The sequence below is a fragment of the Lishizhenia sp. genome (genome assembly GCF_057456495.1).
This window is the reverse complement of sequence record NZ_JBVCPV010000048.1, coordinates 1-17,483: the sequence shown is the minus strand read 5'-3', so window position 1 is coordinate 17,483 and position 17,483 is coordinate 1. Positions and strand designations below refer to the sequence as shown.

General features: G+C 37.6%; 16 protein-coding genes and 2 tRNA genes. 6 read left to right on the top strand and 12 right to left on the bottom strand.

What is annotated here, in order from left to right:
- Positions 1 to 50 precede the first annotated feature (50 nt).
- Positions 51 to 1,349: a cytochrome ubiquinol oxidase subunit I gene (locus tag AC22ZQ_RS05290; protein ID WP_318957739.1), complete on the bottom strand. Its 1,299-nt coding sequence runs from the start codon at positions 1,347 to 1,349 to the stop codon at positions 51 to 53.
- 236 nt (positions 1,350 to 1,585) lie between these two features.
- On the opposite strand from AC22ZQ_RS05290, the gene AC22ZQ_RS05285 reads away from it, so the two are divergent.
- Positions 1,586 to 4,075: a DUF5686 family protein gene (locus tag AC22ZQ_RS05285; RefSeq protein ID WP_318957737.1), complete on the top strand. Its 2,490-nt coding sequence runs from the start codon at positions 1,586 to 1,588 to the stop codon at positions 4,073 to 4,075.
- A gap of 187 nt (positions 4,076 to 4,262) precedes the next feature.
- On the opposite strand, the gene AC22ZQ_RS05280 is transcribed toward AC22ZQ_RS05285, so the two are convergent.
- From AC22ZQ_RS05280 to AC22ZQ_RS05235, 10 genes are all read right to left on the bottom strand, one after another.
- Complete coding sequence (locus AC22ZQ_RS05280; RefSeq protein WP_318957736.1) at positions 4,263 to 4,994, bottom strand: tRNA-uridine aminocarboxypropyltransferase; 732 nt, start codon at positions 4,992 to 4,994, stop codon at positions 4,263 to 4,265.
- Between the two features lie 435 nt (positions 4,995 to 5,429).
- A tRNA-Val gene (locus tag AC22ZQ_RS05275) sits at positions 5,430 to 5,504 on the bottom strand.
- A gap of 27 nt (positions 5,505 to 5,531) precedes the next feature.
- A tRNA-Val gene (locus AC22ZQ_RS05270) sits at positions 5,532 to 5,606 on the bottom strand.
- A 96-nt stretch (positions 5,607 to 5,702) separates the two neighbouring features.
- On the bottom strand, positions 5,703 to 6,923 hold the full coding sequence (locus AC22ZQ_RS05265; protein WP_318957733.1) for a bifunctional folylpolyglutamate synthase/dihydrofolate synthase: 1,221 nt from the start codon (positions 6,921 to 6,923) through the stop codon (positions 5,703 to 5,705).
- A 4-nt stretch (positions 6,924 to 6,927) separates the two neighbouring features.
- The gene (locus AC22ZQ_RS05260; RefSeq protein WP_318957731.1) at positions 6,928 to 7,665 is read right to left on the bottom strand and encodes a hypothetical protein; all 738 of its coding nucleotides are present in this window, start codon (positions 7,663 to 7,665) and stop codon (positions 6,928 to 6,930) included.
- A 10-nt stretch (positions 7,666 to 7,675) separates the two neighbouring features.
- On the bottom strand, positions 7,676 to 8,110 hold the full coding sequence (locus tag AC22ZQ_RS05255; protein WP_318957730.1) for an ExbD/TolR family protein: 435 nt from the start codon (positions 8,108 to 8,110) through the stop codon (positions 7,676 to 7,678).
- Positions 8,111 to 8,116: 6 nt separating this feature from the next.
- On the bottom strand, positions 8,117 to 8,815 hold the full coding sequence (locus AC22ZQ_RS05250) for a MotA/TolQ/ExbB proton channel family protein (RefSeq protein WP_318957729.1): 699 nt from the start codon (positions 8,813 to 8,815) through the stop codon (positions 8,117 to 8,119).
- 47 nt (positions 8,816 to 8,862) lie between these two features.
- Positions 8,863 to 10,290, bottom strand: coding sequence for a sodium:proton antiporter NhaD (nhaD, locus tag AC22ZQ_RS05245; protein ID WP_318957727.1), 1,428 nt, complete (start codon positions 10,288 to 10,290; stop codon positions 8,863 to 8,865).
- Between the two features lie 25 nt (positions 10,291 to 10,315).
- Positions 10,316 to 11,545 (bottom strand): Glu/Leu/Phe/Val dehydrogenase dimerization domain-containing protein, encoded by a 1,230-nt coding sequence (locus AC22ZQ_RS05240; RefSeq protein WP_318957725.1) that lies wholly within the window; start codon positions 11,543 to 11,545, stop codon positions 10,316 to 10,318.
- A gap of 155 nt (positions 11,546 to 11,700) precedes the next feature.
- On the bottom strand, positions 11,701 to 12,771 hold the full coding sequence (locus AC22ZQ_RS05235) for an anhydro-N-acetylmuramic acid kinase (protein ID WP_318957723.1): 1,071 nt from the start codon (positions 12,769 to 12,771) through the stop codon (positions 11,701 to 11,703).
- 66 nt (positions 12,772 to 12,837) lie between these two features.
- Between AC22ZQ_RS05235 and AC22ZQ_RS05230 the strand changes: the two genes are divergently transcribed.
- The 4 genes from AC22ZQ_RS05230 to AC22ZQ_RS05215 all read left to right on the top strand — a co-directional run bounded on the left by AC22ZQ_RS05230 (position 12,838) and on the right by AC22ZQ_RS05215 (position 16,042).
- Entirely contained in the window at positions 12,838 to 13,980 is a 1,143-nt protein-coding gene (locus tag AC22ZQ_RS05230) for an acyl-CoA dehydrogenase (protein ID WP_318957722.1), read from the top strand.
- Between the two features lie 189 nt (positions 13,981 to 14,169).
- Positions 14,170 to 15,039 (top strand): sigma-70 family RNA polymerase sigma factor, encoded by an 870-nt coding sequence (locus AC22ZQ_RS05225; RefSeq protein ID WP_318957720.1) that lies wholly within the window; start codon positions 14,170 to 14,172, stop codon positions 15,037 to 15,039.
- Positions 15,040 to 15,216: 177 nt separating this feature from the next.
- Entirely contained in the window at positions 15,217 to 15,627 is a 411-nt protein-coding gene (locus AC22ZQ_RS05220; protein WP_318957718.1) for a nucleoside triphosphate pyrophosphohydrolase family protein, read from the top strand.
- Positions 15,611 to 16,042 carry an NUDIX hydrolase gene (locus tag AC22ZQ_RS05215; RefSeq protein ID WP_318957716.1) on the top strand — a complete coding sequence of 144 codons (432 nt, stop codon included), beginning with the start codon at positions 15,611 to 15,613 and terminating at the stop codon, positions 16,040 to 16,042. The genes AC22ZQ_RS05220 and AC22ZQ_RS05215 overlap by 17 nt, the downstream gene beginning before the upstream one ends.
- On the opposite strand, the gene AC22ZQ_RS05210 is transcribed toward AC22ZQ_RS05215, so the two are convergent.
- Complete coding sequence (locus AC22ZQ_RS05210) at positions 16,034 to 16,600, bottom strand: hypothetical protein (protein ID WP_318957715.1); 567 nt, start codon at positions 16,598 to 16,600, stop codon at positions 16,034 to 16,036. The two genes, AC22ZQ_RS05215 and AC22ZQ_RS05210, sit on opposite strands and share 9 nt — an antisense overlap.
- 103 nt (positions 16,601 to 16,703) lie before the next feature.
- Between AC22ZQ_RS05210 and AC22ZQ_RS05205 the strand changes: the two genes are divergently transcribed.
- Positions 16,704 to 17,483 (top strand): hypothetical protein (locus AC22ZQ_RS05205; RefSeq protein WP_318957713.1); only part of this gene is annotated, 780 nt, incomplete at its 3' end.

The window sequence follows — 17,483 nt, the reverse complement described above, 5'->3', positions numbered from 1 at the left end:
GGTAAAACAATATCGCTAAAAAGAGAAATGTGAGTACAATGAATTCCATATTACAAGCTATTTAGTTTTTTTATTTGTCTATTCATTAACCAATACACCGTAATGCTTAAACCAATGTAAATAAGCATGTATAAATAAAAGCTGTATTGTATGCCTTGAACCGGAGTTACGGCATCCTTGGTTTTCATAATTCCATTGATGATCCAAGGTTGTCTCCCTAATTCCGTTACAAACCAACCTGCTTCTAGTGCTACGAAGCCAAGTGGGGTAGCGACTAAAAAGGCGTACAAGAACCATTTCTTTTGGCGCCAACTTTTCTTTTTTATGCTGATTAGGAAAATAATACCCAGAAGGGCAAGAAAACCTCCAATACCTACCATCACCTGGAAAGAATAATGGGTTAAAGCTACAGGAGGGTGTTCATCTTTGGGAAATTCATTCAGTCCTTTTACCTCCGCATCGAAATCATTAAAGGCGAGAAATGAGAGTGCTTTTGGGAGGTGCAAGGCGTAGCTCACTTCTTGGCTTTCTTCATTAACAATTCCTCCAATTAATAAATCTGCTCCTTTTTCTGTTTCGTACAAAGCCTCCATAGCGGCCAATTTAGCAGGTTGTCGCACTGCAATGTCTTTAGCGGCAATGTCACCACTAATGGGCATTAAAATAGCTCCTATGGCACCAATGCTTAGGGCGATGGTGAAAGCTTTAAAGTGTATATCAGATTTTTTCTTTCTGTAATACTGCCATAAGTGTAAACCTCCAACAGCAAAACCTACAGCAATGAAAGCGGCGAGTGACATATGTAGTGCCTGAGAAAACCAAGCATCATTCAATAGGGCTGCAATAGGATCAATGTTGCTAAATACCCCGTCTTTATAATCAAAACCGCTCGGTGCATTCATCCAACCATTTGCGGCTACAACCAAAATACCTGAAGTCAAACCAGAAATTCCCACAATAGCACCTGTCCACCAGTGGAACCATTTGTTTTTAATGTTTTTCCATCCGTAGAGGTAGAAACCTAAGGCTATTGCTTCTACAAAAAAGGCGGTTCCTTCTAAAGAGAATGGCATGCCGATAATTGGACCTGCGTGTTTCATGAACTCTGGCCAAAGCAATCCTAACTCAAAAGAGAGCATAGTACCAGAAACCGCTCCTACCACAAAAAATATAGCCACACCTTTTTGCCAGGTTTTGGTAAGCTGTAAATAAAGGTCGTTACCAGATTTTAAATATTTGTAATGTGAAATCATCATCAGGAAGGGCATAACCATTCCTATGGCGGCAAATACGATGTGAAAAACCATAGAACTTGCCATTTGGAGTCGTGCTGCGAGGAGTTCGTCCATAGGGTCCAATTTAATGCGAAAAGTATCGCGTTTCTTTGGAGGGTTAAATTACTAAAGCTATCGTGGAAAAGGAAGTTTTAAAGAACTATTTATAGGATGATTGTCTCATTTTTGAACGCTAATATTCAGCACGAGACAAGGGGCTGTTTATTTCTGTTTTTAGTCATTAAATTTTAGGAGTTCTTGTGAATGATGTAACTTTTACGGGTGTCAGGAGTCAAATAGAAAACACGAGTATGAAATTCTTTTACCTACTATTTGTTGTATTTATTTCTCTTTTAAGTCATGGGCAGGTTTTAAAAGGAAAAGTGGTAAATGATCAGGGAGAAGGAGTGCCTTTTGCTCGGGTAGGGGTAATCAATACTGCTTATGGTACGCTCACCAACGGAGAAGGGAAGTTTATTTTGAAATTGGATACGGGATACTTTCAACTGTATGTGAGAGCTGCTGGATATGAAGAGAAGCTAGATAGTTTGTTCGTGGGGACTGGAGAAACACTTCGAAATTATACCTTGGAAGACGAAGCGCTAGAGTTAGAAGAAGTCGTGATTACCGAAGATTCTAGGAAAAAAAGAGCCATGGCCTTTATGCGTCAAGTTATCGATGAGAAAAAGCAGTGGGAGGATAAACTCTCGGCTTATTCCATGGACATGTATGTACTCAGTAGTTTGGAAATGGAAGTCCCCGATTCTTTATTGTACAAACAGCCTTCTGGGAGAAAGAAAATGAACCTTAATGAATTTGTTGCGCGTTCTTATTACGAGACGCCAAACAAGTATAAAGATAGCGTTGAGGCTTATTTAGATTTATCCGATAAGAATAATGCAGGTGGAGTATCAGTAAGTATTCAGATGGATGGTAACTCTGGGTTGGCTCCCCAGCAATTTGAAATGAGTAACCCTTACTTGTTTGTACAAGGTTCCAAGGATGCTGATGTAAACCTCTTCAAAAACGCTCAAAATTTACCAGGTGTTACGACGCATAACTTAGTATCGCCTTTGTCTTCCCTGGCACTTCTTTCTTATACCTATGACATAGCAGAATTGTATTATGATGAAAACAACGAGGAAATATACGTTATAGAAGTTCTTCCGCGCTTTAAAGAAGCTCCTTTGTGGAGTGGTAAGCTGTATTTTCACAAGGAAAGTAGGAAGTTGCTGTCTGTAGATTTATCGCTTTCTAAATCCGTATTGAACTATTTTAAAGAGTTTCATTTCATCTGCGATTATGCTTTTGTGCAAGAAAGAATCGTACCGGTAAGAAAAGAGTTTATTTATAGTTTAAAAGAGGGGAAGAAAACTTTTCATGGCGCCATCAGAATTAAACAAGAAAATTACCAGTTTCATCCACGAAGTTTGAATGCGAAGTTTTGGTTAACTCCGAGTGTTATGAACGACTCTGCATATGACAGGGACAGTATGTATTGGGTACACGAAAGGCCACTTCCTTTAAAACAAGAAGAGCTGGTTTTTATACACGAACAAGACAGTATCTTGCGCTATCATCAAAGTGAAGAATACCTGATGAAAAGAGATAGTATATTCAATGATTTCAGTATTCTCAATATGATTTTTAATGGTGTCGGTCATAGAAATACCTTTAAAAAGCAATCCTTTTATGTTATTCCATTAATTCAACAAGTGGTTCCATTTGGGGTAGGTGGATATAGACATCGTTTAGGCGTGCGTTACACTCAAGGTACTAAAACGCACAAAGAATTTATGATCAATCCGCTTTTGGATTATGGTTTTCGAAACAAAGATCTGAAATGGCAATTCAATGGATATTATAAATACAATTCGCTCAATTTTGCGAAGATTGGTTTTGAAGTCGGTGATATTTATGATTTCATGACCAGTTACCAAAGTATACAAGGAACGATTGCTCCTGCCAACCGTGTGCGCAATAAAAAGTGGAGTGTCTATCATTTTTCAGAACTAACAAACGGACTCTACCTTAAAGCAAGCATGGAATACTCAGACCGCATTAATATTTCAGATATAGAATATCCAGAGTGGTCGAGTTTGTTCGGTAATTTTCAACAACCCAACGATTTTGAAGGCTACAGAATATTTATGACAGAACTTTATTTTGAGTATCACTTCCAACAGCGCTATAAAATTAGAGACGGTCAGAAAATAATACTGGGATCCAAGTGGCCGGTGGTTAGTTTTAAACATAAAATGGGGGTGCCTAAATTGTTGGGTGGACAATCCAATTTTAGTTATGTGGAATTGAAATTAGAGGATGAGATAGATTTTAAAAATTTTGGTGAAACCGATGTTTACGCACTTGCGGGAAGTTTTTTATACAAGCAAGATTTAAGGGCGGTAGAATATAAGTTTTTCAGAACTTCAGACCGTTACTTTTTCTCCAACCCTGTGTATTCACAACAAAATTTAGACACGGCCTTAAGTACGGCAAACAGCTATTTTCAATTAAACTTTATACATCATTTCAAAGGTGTCTTTTTAAACAAAGTCCCGCTGATCAATAAATTGAAATTAGAAGAAACTATTGGAGGAAGTTATATGGCCATACCTTCGAGTAACTTTCAACAAGTGGAGTTATATGCGGGGATAGAACGACAGTTTAGAATCAAGAAAACCATCTTCAAACTGGGTGCCTACGCGGTGAGTTCGAAGAGTAGTTATGGTCCTGCCCAACTCAATTTTAAATTCGGTATTAACTTCTATAACGCCTTTTATAAGAAGTGGGATTATTAAGTAGGTGCTCCTCCCTCCAAGAAACTTGGGGGCGCGCTATCCCTTTTAGTCCTCCTTTGGCTATGCATTCAACTTAAAGCTTTATAGAGCTTCTAAGGTCGCTCTATAAAGCCCTAGTTTCATTCCATAGCCAAACTCCGGGCTGCCAGTACTATCGCTAGTAGGGTTTAAATACGAATACTATTCTCTATCTATTTTCCTCAAAAATGATATTCCTTTCAGATGCTTTCTTGTACATGTTTTTGGGTGCGATTGTTGGGTTTTTATTCGGTCGGTAATGATTCTTATTGTTGGGGTCTAGAATACAGGCGATTTGTTGCTCTATCATTTTTTCAAAAGGAAGCAGAAAGCTATCTGTATTGCACGTTTCAAACTTTGCCGTTTTAAGTAGGTTAATTACGGTGTATACCGACTCAATCGTACTCAAACAAAGTGGCTCCGGTTGTTGCTTTATAATAAACTTAGATTTAATCTCATTATCAAAACTTACTCTTTTCAGTGTTTGTAAATTGGTACTTAACCTGAGCATTTTACGGGCGCATGGCCACGTGCCATCTAAAATAAAGATATGCGGAGTTTTGTCAAAAAATGCATTGATTTCTGTGCTGTTCTTTACGGATAAATTGAAATTGTCATTTCCGGGGTAGAGTAAGAAAGCGCTATTGTCTTCGTTGTTCAGGATTTCATTCACCCGTTTGTTCTCACTAAAATCTACGCCAACAATCACCTCAGAGTTTTCTAGCTGGAGATTCGTCATATAACCCGTACCGTTTTTTTCTTTCCGAGCCTCTTTCGGGTGCATAAGAATAACGAAACGCGTTTTGGTTTTTATAGGACGAACATGTTTACAGATACAAGTGCTCTTAGATTTCTTGCACTGGTAACACTTTTCTCTTGGATTTTCAATTTCTACACGCAAGGTAAATGTCTTTTTTTAGCTTAAGCCAACGCAGCTAATTTAATTCAGGAAACAAAATTACTCAATTTCTAATTTCTTCTCTTTCTATCTCAAGATTAGATATTGAAAAATGTGAGGAATAAAAATCTATGATCCTTTTTCGGTATCTCGACTCCGCTCGATAACCTAGGTTAACAATAATAATTATCATAAGGTTTCCGAGCGGAGTCGAGGAGCCGGCAGTTTAACTGTTCATTCATCTATTTCTCTAGCACACTAGTTTTTGATTAACATTGATTGGTGATCTGCCAAGCGTATTCGACGGAAGTCAAGAAACAAACCGATAAACGAAACTTCTAAATGGAATACTATTCTAAATAAGGTGGAATAAAGTTGTAGAAAAGTAAAGACATAAAAAAAGGCCAAGCTTAAAATAAACTTGACCTTTTTGTTCGGTGGGCGATACTGGATTCGAACCAGTGACCCCCTGCTTGTAAGGCAGGTGCTCTGAACCAACTGAGCTAATCGCCCGAGAGAAAGTTATTAGAGTTTTAAAAGTGGGCGATACTGGATTCGAACCAGTGACCCCCTGCTTGTAAGGCAGGTGCTCTGAACCAACTGAGCTAATCGCCCAATAACTTTCTTATTTCAAGTATCACTCTGTGTTCCGTTGAACCGTGATTGCGGGTGCAAATATAAGGGGATAATTCTAATTAGCAACTAAAAAAATTAAAAAATTTCATATAAATTTTCCAATAAGAAAAAACTTCCAAAACATAGAATTGTATCTTCTTGACCCGCTGTGTTTTGTGCTTCGGTTAATGCATCAGAAACTTTTTTAAAATATTTTGCATTTAAACCATTTTTCGTTGCATTTTGCTCCAAAAGCTCAATTTTCGCACTGCGTTCATTTTTGAATTCAGAGAGGAAATAAGTGGCGTTTTTTGGAAATAAAGGAAAAATTGACTCGAAATCTTTATCATTTGAACTTCCATACACAATCAAAAGTCCTTCTTCATTGAAATTAGAAAGTAAATTTTTAATGCCATCGGCGTTGTGAGCAGCATCAAAAATGATCCTTGGCTGTTCTTGGACCAAGTGCATTCTTCCTCTTAAACCTGTATTTACGTATAAATTCTGAAGTGCTTTTGCAAAGTTTTGTGCTACATCAATCGATTGGATATAGGTTTCCTTTACTAATACTTCAATAGCTTTATGTGCTGTTCTGTAGTTTTCTTGGAGATAATTTGCCAAAAGAGTAGAAGGTGTATCTAAAGCTTCATTGCTGAAGTAAAGAGCAGCTTCTTTCTCCTTCGCTATCTTTTCCATCACTTCTACTACTTCCACACCTTTAGTACCTAAGACTACAGGTGTTTCCCTTTTAATAATTCCACCTTTCTCCGCCGCAATTTCCTTTATCGTTGTACCCAGGAAGTTGGTGTGTTCAAGACCTATGTTGGTGATAACACTCAGAATTGGGGAAATGATATTGGTGGCGTCTAATCTTCCTCCTAAACCGGTTTCAATTACAGCAAAATCTACTTGCTCTTGTTTGAAATACTCCAAAGCCATCACAAAGGTGATCTCAAAGAAAGAAGGGGAGTAGTCGAGTTTTTGTGCTTTTACTTTCGCTACAAAATCAACAACAAAGTCTTCTTTTACTTCCTCACCATTGATGCGTATACGTTCTGTGAAGCGTTGTAAGTGGGGAGAGGTAAACAAACCTACTTTATACCCTGCTTCAGTTAGAAATGAGGAGATATAAGAACAGGTACTCCCTTTTCCGTTAGTACCTGCTACATGTATAGTTTTGATGTCGTTTTGAGGGTTGTTGAAAATAGCACAAAGCTTTTCAACATTGTATAGATCGGGTTTATAGGCTTTCGCTCCTATGTTTTGGTAAGAGGGAAATTGTTGAAACAACCAATCTATTGTTTCTTGATAAGTCATACGATTAATTTGGACGTATAGAAACGGTGTAGAAACATTTTTCTACGCGGTAACCTACAGGTTTTGCTTTGTAGCGAACTTCCTTTTTGGCCAAGGAAATAATTTCGTCTATCAAAGCTTCATTCTCCGCAGTTGTTACGTTTCTGTTTACAGATACTGAAATTACTTTACCTTCGTAGTTTACGGTAAGTATTAATGCAACTTTACAGTATTCTGAATTGGGTGTTTTTGGGGTAGAAGTAATGTTTGAAAGTCTAACTCTTTCACCTTCCGATCCACCTTTCCCAGGATTACCTGTTCCTGGACCGGGTCCATTATCCTCTCCCATGCTAGTACCTGTTCCTGTTGTTCCTTGTCCTCCCGAACCACTAAAAGGGTTTGCGGGTTCTGAAGATTCTTGCGTTGCAGGTTGTGTATTAGGCGTTTTGTTTTCGCCTGTAGAGGAAGGTGTTTCTACAGGAGAATCTTCTTGTGTTTCTTCTTCTCTTGTTGGTTCTTCTGCAGCAACAGCATCCGTTGCAGCTTCAGGAGCTCCACCACCTCCATTGTCTATCTCAAATGCATCTATTCCTTCTGGGAATATCATTTCAGCCACTAAAGGCACATCTAATTTGGGAGGATCAGGCTCGTGATACTTTACAAAAAATAAGATGAAAGCAGCGACAAGCATAGCGAGTAAACTCGCTATGATCGCCTTTCTATTGTCTCTTTTATCTACTATTTCAGCAAAGTAACTGCTCATAATATAAGTGTTAATCGTAAGCCAACGCAGGGTTCCATTCTCTGTTCTTAGCCAAAGCTAAAATTTGGAAAACCGCTTCGTATTTAGCTTCACGAGAACCTGCAATTTTTAATTTTCTTTCTGGATTTGCTTCTACTTGTTCCACCAAGAATGCCTTTACTTGTTCGTAGCTTCCACCTTCCGTTTTAGTATTGAAAGGGTTGGCTGCATCGTCCAATTGACCCGACATAATTTGGTACAAGTTATCTGCAGTAACAATTACAGTTGTTGTTGTATTTGTTTTTGATGGATCCAGTTTTTCTGAAGGTTTTGGCAAGTCCACCGGTGTATTGTTCTCACTCATTGTACTCATAATAATGAAGAATACAAGTAGTAAGAATACAAGGTCGGTCATGGAAGCCATTCCACCCTCAGCCTTTACTTTATTTTGTGTTCCGAATCCCATAGTCTCTTAGTTTCCTGGTTTGTGCAATAAGTCCATGAACTCCATAGCATCGTTCTCCATTCTGTAGATAACTGTGGTAATCTTCGCCACTAAATAGTTATACCCCATGTAGGCGATAATACCTACAATCAATCCTGCTACAGTTGTAACCATAGCTGTCATAATACCTGGTGCGATAGTGTCTAACTGTAAAGAATCCAAGTTCTTCATCTCGTTAAAGGTTTGTACCATCCCTAATGTAGTTCCTAAGAAACCTATCATAGGTGCTGCACCTGAGGCAGTCGCTAAAAAGCTTAAACGCTGCTCCAACTTAGAAATTTCAAGTTTACCCGTGTTATCTATCGCAGAAGAAACCACATCTACGTGCTTTCCTAAACGAGAAATACCTTTTTCAATCATTCTTGCTGATGGTGTATTGGTTCTTGCACAAAGATTTTTGGCATCGTCAATTTTACCATCCACTAGCATTTGTTTTACATTGGTTAAGAAGTTTGGGTCTATTTGACTCGCTCTTCTCAAAGCTAAGAAACGCTCTACGAAAATGTAGATGGCGTATACAGACATAATGGCTAACACGATAAGGACAATAGCTCCCATGGGAGTTGATCCTGCATCTTTTACAGCTTGCCAAATGGCTACTTCTTTGAAATCTTCAGAAACAGCAGTGCTGTCTGTTGCAATTTGCATTAAAAATGAATGATTCATACTCGAATAAACGTTGAAATTTATAATTTGTTACATGTTGTGTTCGATTAAACGAACATCTGAATTCCTAGGTAAACTCCAGCTCCTGCTAAGAAACCAAGAAGCGCTAACCAAGCAATATTTTTTAAGTACCAGAAGAAAGAAATTTTCTCCATCCCCATTGCTACAACTCCTGCAGCAGAACCAATGATTAACATAGATCCTCCTGTACCAGCAGAGTAAGCAATAAAGTGCCAAATGTGACTATCCATTGCATATTCAGGGTTGGTCATATCAAACATACCCATTGATGCGGCAACCAAAGGAACGTTATCAATAATTGCTGATCCAACTCCCATAAGGGTAATGAATAAATCTACGGGCATGCTTTCTTCTACATTCTTACCAAAAATGTAAATCATACCTAATGACTCTAACGCTGCTACTGTCATCAATATTCCTAAAAAGAATAAGATAGAAGGCATTTCGATTTTACCCAAAGCCTTGAAAGTAGGAGAAGAGTGGTGACCAGCATCTGGGTTGTGATCTGCCAATTCTCCCATTTCTTCTTGTTCAATTTCCTTACTGGCACTTGTTAAGTTCAATTGTCTGTTAGAAATTACCTCTGCAACGGCAGCTACGATAGATAAGGATAACATCATCCCTACATAAGGAGGAAGGTGAGTAACCGTTTTAAAGATAGGAACGAAAATAATCATACCTAATCCTAAGTATAACATTAATGGACCCTTAGAATTGTTTTCTTCTTCTTCAACTGGAGCTTCAAATTCTCCTTTGAAAGCAGGTAAGAAAGAAGCGATAACCGTTGGGATTACCATACAAACCAGAGATGGGATGATTAAGAATTCAATCAATTTCCCTGTAGAAACTCTTTCTCCCATCCACAACATAGTTGTTGTAACATCACCAATTGGAGACCATGCTCCACCTGCGTTTGCAGCAATAATGATCAAACCTGCATACCAGATTCTGTCTGAGTTGTTTTTCAATAACTTTCTTAAGATTGTAATCAATACAATAGTAGCTGTTAAGTTATCGATGATAGCAGAAAGAACGAAAGCTAGGATACAAACGATCCAAAGCAAGGTTCTTTTCTTATTTGTTCTGATGTAATCTTTAATCGTTGCAAAACCGTTGAAATGATCAATGATTTCAACAATTGTCATAGCTCCAACTAAGAAGATTAAAATCTCACAAGTTTTACCAAAGTGGTGTAGAAGAGTTCCCTCCATCCATGACATCTTTGTAACTTCATGATGACTTTCTGAGGTCGTTGCTAATTGCGCAAATCCGTCTACTAAATGGTGGCTATCTGAATCAAACCAAGTTGTAAAGCTATCCAATCCAAATGCTACTCCAGCCCAAGCTAACGCCATCATTAATAATGCTGGAATTAACTTATCAACCTTAAGGTTGTGTTCTAAAGTAATGGCTAAGTATCCTAAGATAAATACCGCTAAAATAAATCCTTCCATGATATCTAAAAAATAGTAATATTGGTTATACTAGTTGTTTTAAAGCGATTTCAAATGCCGCTTTAGCAACTCCTGTTTTTTGTGGGTTTTTTAAGTGTGTTTGTTCCAAAGCTTTTTTGATTACTTCAGAAGTATCTTCGAAAATTCCTTGATCTGTTAATTCATCTAAATCAGAAGACATTAAGTAAGCGAATACTCTAGCCATTCCACAGTTAGAAATGAAGTCAGGAATTACCGTTAAATTGTTGTCGGCGAAATCAGCGATTGAACCGAAGAAGATTTCTGGATCAGCGAAAGGAACGTTAGCTCCAGCAGAAATTACATCTACTCCTGATTTAATCATTCTATCTACTTGGTCTTGCGTAATTAAACGAGATGCTGCACAAGGAATGAATACGTTTGCGTCAATGTCCCAAATTCTAGCGTTAACCTCTTCGAAAGATAACATGTCTGGGTGACTCAATTCATTTCCGTTTTTGTTCAAGAATAATTCTTTAATTTCTTCGAAAGAGAATCCGTCTTCTTTGATCAATCCGCCAACTCTGTCGATGATACCAACCACTTTCGCTCCCATTTGAGATAAGTAGTAAGCTCCAGCAGAACCAACGTTACCCCATCCTTGAACGATAACTTTTTTATCTCTGATGTCTCCACCCCAGATGTTGTAATAGTGCTTGATAGATTCAGCTACACCGTAACCAGTAATCATATCAGCAATTACGTATTTTCTATTGATGCTTGGTGTAAATGATTCGTCTTCGATTACTTTAAGTACACCTTGACGTAACTGACCAATTCTATTAATTTTTTGAGCTTCTCTTGGTTGGAAGTGTCCGTTAAATACACCTTCTTGTGGGTGCCAAACTCCACAGTCTTCCGTAATTGGAATAACTTCGTGAATTTCGTCAACGTTTAAATCTCCTCCTGTACCGTAGTAGTGCTTTAACAAAGGAGTTACTGCTGCATACCAACGTCTCAAAACACCTTCTTTACGACTGTCTTTTGGATCAAAGTTGATTCCTGATTTAGCTCCACCGATTGCTGGTCCAGCCACGGTGAACTTCACTTCCATCGTTTTCGCTAAAGATTCAACTTCTCTTTTATCCAAACCTGGACGCATACGCGTACCTCCACCGGCTGCTCCACCGCGAAGTGAATTAATTACAACCCATCCTTCTGCCTCTGTTTCAGAATCTTTCCATTCGAATACGATCTCTGGACGCTTGTTTTCAAACTTGTTCAGTAACTCTTTCATTGTGTTTATTTATATCTAATTGTGCTGTGTTTTACACACAGTTTGAAGTTATTTTTTAGTCTCCATTTTTAAGTATTTCATACTTATTAATAGAAACTGACGGCAGCAAAAGTAAAAAACTTATTCTAAGCAAAGAATCAATCAATTGAAAATATCTAAGGCTCATAGGTATTTCCACCTTTAGAATCTGCTTTTGCACCGGTAACTTGCGCCAAACAATTGTTTTCGTTACGGAGGTTTAACACGCCCAAAAATGCAAAAATCAAAGCTTCTTTAAAATCTATCATGTCACTATTCGGAAGCTTTATATTACCTGAGTATTTTTCCTTGATTTTAGCCATCAAAAAGCTATTTTTCGCACCCCCACCTGTAATCATAACAGAAGCAGCGTTGTGCTTTTCTAAAGTTTGTGCAATTTGATGGGCAATGTGTGCATAAAAAGTCCCTAGTTTTTCCTGAAAACTATAGCTTTTCAATAAGGGGTATATTTCCTTTTCTACCCATTCTAATCCCAATGATTTTGGAGCCGGTTTTCCGTAGAATTTCAAGGCGTTTAATTGCTTTAAAAGTTCTGTGTTTACGGTAGCTTTACGACCGGTTTGACCATCTTTGTCGTAGCGCTGATTTTGTTCGCTCATGATAGCATTGAGAACGATGTTTGCAGGACAAATATCAAACGCCAAATTATTCTGTTCTGGTAAGCTTATATTGGCAAATCCCCCTAGGTTTAAAAATGCATCCGCCTCACCTTTTAGAAGAAGAGCGTCACCTACAGGAACTAAGGGAGCTCCTTGACCTCCAAGTAATACATCCTTTTCTCTAAAATTGTTAATGGTTTTGATGCCTGTTTGGACTGCAATAGTTTGACCACAACCAATTTGTAAGGTCATGCCTTTTTCTGGTTGATGAAAAATGGTGTGTCCATGAGAAGCAATTGCGTCAATATCTCCTTTATTTATAGCGTTTTTCTCACAAAAGTTATTCACAGATTGAGCGAAATATTCACCAATTTCTTTATTTAAATACGTAAGCTCTAATCCAGAAAGCTGGTGTGCGTTTTTTAGTTTTTGTTGAAAATCTGAAGTGTAATCTATTGTTTCACAGTGAAGAAGCTTGTGATTCCATGTGTTGTTATGGAAATTAAGTTGCGCATGAACGATATCGAGTCCGTCTAAAGATGTTCCCGACATTAGTCCAATCATCATATAAGTTTGTGAGGATGACATATGAAAGTTTTCTGGTTTTCAATAATAAGCTTATTTTTGCCACATCAAAATTATAAAATCATACGGATGAATTTCGATTTAACAGAAGAACATATAGCTGTAAGAGACGCAGCGAGAGATTTTGCTCAGAATGTTTGTAAACCAGGAGTAATTGAGAGAGATAACAACCAAGAATTTCCAGCAGAGATCATCAAGCAATTGGGTGAGTTAGGATTCATGGGAATGATGGTAGACCCGAAGTACGGTGGTGGAGGAATGGATACACTTTCTTACGCTATCGCTATGGAAGAGATCTCTAAAGTTGATGCATCTGTTTCTGTATGTATGTCTGTTAACAACTCTTTAGTTTGTTGGGGATTGGAGAAATTCGGATCTGAAGAGCAAAAACAAAAATACTTAGTTCCTTTAGCTACAGGTGAGAAAATCGGAGCATTTTGTTTGTCTGAACCAGAAGCTGGTTCTGATGCAACATCGCAAAGAACTACTGCTGTAGATATGGGAGATCACTACGTATTAAACGGAACTAAAAACTGGATTACAAATGGTAGTTCGGCATCTGTTTACTTAGTAATTGCACAAACTAACCCAGAGTTAGGACACAAAGGAATTAACGCATTCATCGTTGAAAGAGGAATGGAAGGATTTGTTGTTGGAGCAAAAGAAGATAAAATGGGAATTAGAGGATCTGATACTCACACTTTATTGTTCAACGACGTAAAAGTTCCTAAAGAAAATAGAATTGGTGAAGATGGATTTGGTTTCACTTTCGCTATGAAAACTTTATCTGGTGGACGTATCGGTATCGCTTCTCAAGCTTTAGGTATCGCAGCAGGAGCATTCGAATTAGCAACAGCTTACTCGAAAGAAAGAAAAGCTTTCGGAAAAGAAATTTCTAAGCACCAAGCTATCGCCTTTAAATTGGCAGATATGGCTACTGAAATTGAAGCAGCAAGATTGTTAGTATACAAGTCTGCAAGAGATAAGGATATGGGAAGAAACTTCGACCAGTCTTCTGCAATGGCTAAATTATACGCTTCTAAAGTAGCGATGGAGCAAACAGTTGAGGCTGTACAAATCCACGGAGGTTACGGATTCGTTAAAGAGTACCACGTAGAGCGTTTAATGAGAGATGCTAAAATTACACAGATTTACGAAGGAACTTCTGAAGTTCAAAAAATCGTTATTTCTAGAAATGTGTTGAGAGACTAATATTTTTTAGAAAATATATTATTGAAAAAGCGAGACTCCTAGCGGGTTTCGCTTTTTTGTTATGTAAAAAAATCAACAAAACCAAAAAAAACTCCAACCTTTTTAGTTAGTACTACGTTTATAATATAACAGCTTATCTTTCAACAAAGTATAAGTTGGTTCTTTTCTTATCTTAAAACTGTTAGCGCTATGAGACAATTAAAAATTACCAAACAGGTTACCAACCGGGAAACTGCTTCTCTCGACAAATACTTGCAAGAAATTGCTAAAGTAGATTTAATTACCGCCGAAGAAGAAGTTGAATTAGCCAGAAAAATCAAAGAAGGTGATAATCGCGCTCTAGAAAAATTAACGAAAGCGAATTTAAGGTTCGTGGTTTCTGTTTCTAAGCAATACCAAAACCAAGGTCTTTCTTTACCTGATTTAATCAATGAAGGAAATATGGGCTTGATAAAAGCTGCTAAGCGATTTGACGAAACCCGTGGTTTTAAATTTATCTCATATGCTGTATGGTGGATAAGGCAATCCATTTTACAAGCCTTGGCAGAACAAGCACGTATTGTACGTTTGCCGCTGAATAAAATTGGATCCATCAATAAAATCAATAAAACCTTTTCGGAATTGGAACAGCGTTTAGAGCGTCCACCAAGTGCACATGAATTAGCAGAGTCTTTGGATTGTACTGTGGAGGAAGTGAGAACTGCATTTGCAACTTCTGGTAGACACGTATCTATGGATGCTCCATTGAAAGAAGGAGATGAATCTTCTTCATCAATGTATGATGTACTTCCCAACGATGCATTACCAAGTCCGGAGAAAACTTTATTACAAGAATCTCTGGCGAAGGAAATCAATAGAAGTTTATCTACGCTTACAGCAAGAGAAGGTGATGTAGTAAAATTCTATTTTGGATTGGACGGAAGAGCTCCACTAACTCTAGAAGAAATCGGAATGCATTTCGATTTGACACGAGAAAGGGTGAGACAAATTAAAGAAAAAGCTATAAGACGTTTGAAACATACTTCTAGAAGTAAGATGTTGAAAATGTATTTAGGATAATTCCACAATAACTACTACTACGAGAACCGATGTTAATGCATCGGTTTTTTTTATGTCCGATCTTCAGGGAAGAAAATCCGTAATGTGTGTATAGCCCTTCGTTATTGTGAATAAAAACTAAGCGTTGACCTAATGTTCTCTTCTGCATTTATAATATCTTGGCAGAAAACACGAAGCATGAAAAAAGATTTTGCAGATATCATCAAGGCCGTAGAGATATTTCACGACAGTTTTGGTATTAAAAATGAATACACACCAAAAGGAGAGATTAGCGAAGCTGATTACACTTTGCGTCACCGCTTAATGCAAGAGGAAAATGAAGAGTACCTAGAAGCAGCTAAAGAAGGGGATTTAGTAGAGGTAGCTGATGCTTTGGGCGATCAATTGTATATTTTATGTGGAACTTTATTGAAACACGGTTTACAAGATAAAATTGTAGAAGTTTTTGAAGAAATTCAGCGATCAAATATGAGTAAGTTGGATGAAAATGGAAATGCCATTTATAGGGAAGATGGAAAAATTTTAAAATCTGACTTGTACTTTAAACCAAACATAAAAGCTGTATTAGAAGGTGCAGAAGCAATTTAATATTCGCGTTTACGGTTTGTTAACCAATAATCAAGGAGATGTACTTCTTTCGGATGAAAATAGATTTGGAAGAAGTTTTACTAAATTTCCTGGAGGTGGATTAGAGTGGGGGGAAGGTTTTAAGGATTGTTTGGTCCGTGAGTTTCAGGAAGAATTAAGCCTAGAAATAGATGTTGGAGATCTTTTTTACTGCACCGATTTTTTTCAGCAATCCGCCTTCAATGAGAATGATCAATTAATCAGTGTTTACTATTGGGTAAAAGCAGTCAATAGAAGCTTTGGAAGTGATCTTCCAGTTACGTTAACGGATGCCGAAGAACAACCAAGGTGGAAACCGCTCGAAAGTATTGGTCCAAAAGATTTAACTTTTCCAGTGGATAAAATTGTTGCTCAAAAATTAAGCGAACTACATTAAACGTTTTTGAACATACTGCTCTATTCTTCCATAAAACTGAATAGGGCTGTAGGTTCTCCAAGATACATCTTCTAATTCTCCTCCCATTACAAAATATTGGTCGAGATGTATTTCTTTGAACTCTTCCATGACGTGGTCGTGAAAATTCACCATGGCTATCCAACCATCCTCCAATTCATCAAACCACTCTTCATAATAACTATCGTCTGAATAGTGAAAATTAAGTACATTTTCTCCTATAATAACGAACTTATCTATACCGTTCTGCATAAGATGTTCAATAATATCGCGTTTAAGTGTCATGATATCATTGTTAATCGCATCGTTCCATTCTCCTATGAATTCGAGAATGCAAAATCCGATTTCGTAATCGGCATAGAGTATTTTCATAAAGAGGGTGGGTGAACCAAAATTATCCCATTGGGGATGAATAGCAAAGTTGTAGAGAGCATCGCTGAATTCAAATTCAGAATATTCTCGTTCAAAGAAAGGTGAATACGCGTCTTCAGAAGCAACGTAGTAATCTCTCCAACTAAAATGAGGTTCAATAAAATGCATAGGCCAAAGTTAGTTAAAAAGCATGGCTAGAGAAGTAAAGCATGATGCTATTTACAGGATAAGTTTAACTTTGAAATACAATTAACAAATAAATTTTCTTTACATGAAAAAAATGAAAATCATCTTAGGTCTTGGATTGGCGGCAGTGCTGTTTTCTTGTGGTGAGAAGGGCATAAAAGGATTGAAAGCCGATGAGCTTTTAGAAAGCTATGTTGCTACGCATGCATCAGTTGTAGCATACGGTGCTGTTGATTATAATCAAATTGTAAATAAGTCAGATGCTAAAAACTTACCGATGTATGGTGAGGTTTTATCGAATACGTTAGACACCTTTAATTTGGCGTTACCAGATGATGTTCGCGTATATTTTGCAGTTGAAAATTCAGATACTACTGATGGTTTACCTGCTGATAAAGGAGTGTTAATTTTAGATGTGAAAGATCATCAGAAATTAGTAGATCAAATCGTAAACATGAGTTTTACGAATTTATCGGAAGAAGAAGAATTATCGATTTTTGTTAGTGACAACCAAGTGATTGCTATTACTCCAAAAATGGCTGTTGCTTTTGTTGAAAAGGAAGAAATCATGGATCCTGTACCTTACGTGAAAGATTTCTTTGCAAAGAACAAGTCCAAAGAAAAGCAAGAAGTAGCCCATGAGGTCTTGTCTGATGATGCAGATATCGTATTGTGTACAAAACCTGATGCGATGTACCTCGAAGCAGCTGCATTTAGCACAGATGTAACGGAGGCGCAAAAAAAAGCCACTTTAATGTACATGAAAGATGCCCAGTTTAGAACAAGTGTACGTTTTGAAGAAGGGCAAGGGGTTATTACTACCAAGGCATATGTTAATGATCAGTTGAAAGATGCCTTATTCTTC

Bases quoted from the DNA above. Each gene is read 5' to 3' on its own strand.
- AC22ZQ_RS05290 (WP_318957739.1), bottom strand. From the start codon at position 1,349: ATGGACGAACTCCTCGCAGCACGACTCCAAATGGCAAGTTCTATGGTT.
- AC22ZQ_RS05255 (WP_318957730.1), bottom strand. From the start codon at position 8,110: ATGGGATTCGGAACACAAAATAAAGTAAAGGCTGAGGGTGGAATGGCT.
- nhaD (WP_318957727.1), bottom strand. From the start codon at position 10,290: ATGGAAGGATTTATTTTAGCGGTATTTATCTTAGGATACTTAGCCATT.
- AC22ZQ_RS05220 (WP_318957718.1), top strand. From the start codon at position 15,217: ATGAAAAAAGATTTTGCAGATATCATCAAGGCCGTAGAGATATTTCAC.
- AC22ZQ_RS05260 (WP_318957731.1), bottom strand. From the start codon at position 7,665: ATGAGCAGTTACTTTGCTGAAATAGTAGATAAAAGAGACAATAGAAAG.
- AC22ZQ_RS05230 (WP_318957722.1), top strand. From the start codon at position 12,838: ATGAATTTCGATTTAACAGAAGAACATATAGCTGTAAGAGACGCAGCG.
- AC22ZQ_RS05285 (WP_318957737.1), top strand. From the start codon at position 1,586: ATGAAATTCTTTTACCTACTATTTGTTGTATTTATTTCTCTTTTAAGT.
- AC22ZQ_RS05210 (WP_318957715.1), bottom strand. From the start codon at position 16,600: ATGCATTTTATTGAACCTCATTTTAGTTGGAGAGATTACTACGTTGCT.
- AC22ZQ_RS05265 (WP_318957733.1), bottom strand. From the start codon at position 6,923: ATGACTTATCAAGAAACAATAGATTGGTTGTTTCAACAATTTCCCTCT.
- AC22ZQ_RS05235 (WP_318957723.1), bottom strand. From the start codon at position 12,771: ATGTCATCCTCACAAACTTATATGATGATTGGACTAATGTCGGGAACA.
- AC22ZQ_RS05225 (WP_318957720.1), top strand. From the start codon at position 14,170: ATGAGACAATTAAAAATTACCAAACAGGTTACCAACCGGGAAACTGCT.
- AC22ZQ_RS05240 (WP_318957725.1), bottom strand. From the start codon at position 11,545: ATGAAAGAGTTACTGAACAAGTTTGAAAACAAGCGTCCAGAGATCGTA.
- AC22ZQ_RS05250 (WP_318957729.1), bottom strand. From the start codon at position 8,815: ATGAATCATTCATTTTTAATGCAAATTGCAACAGACAGCACTGCTGTT.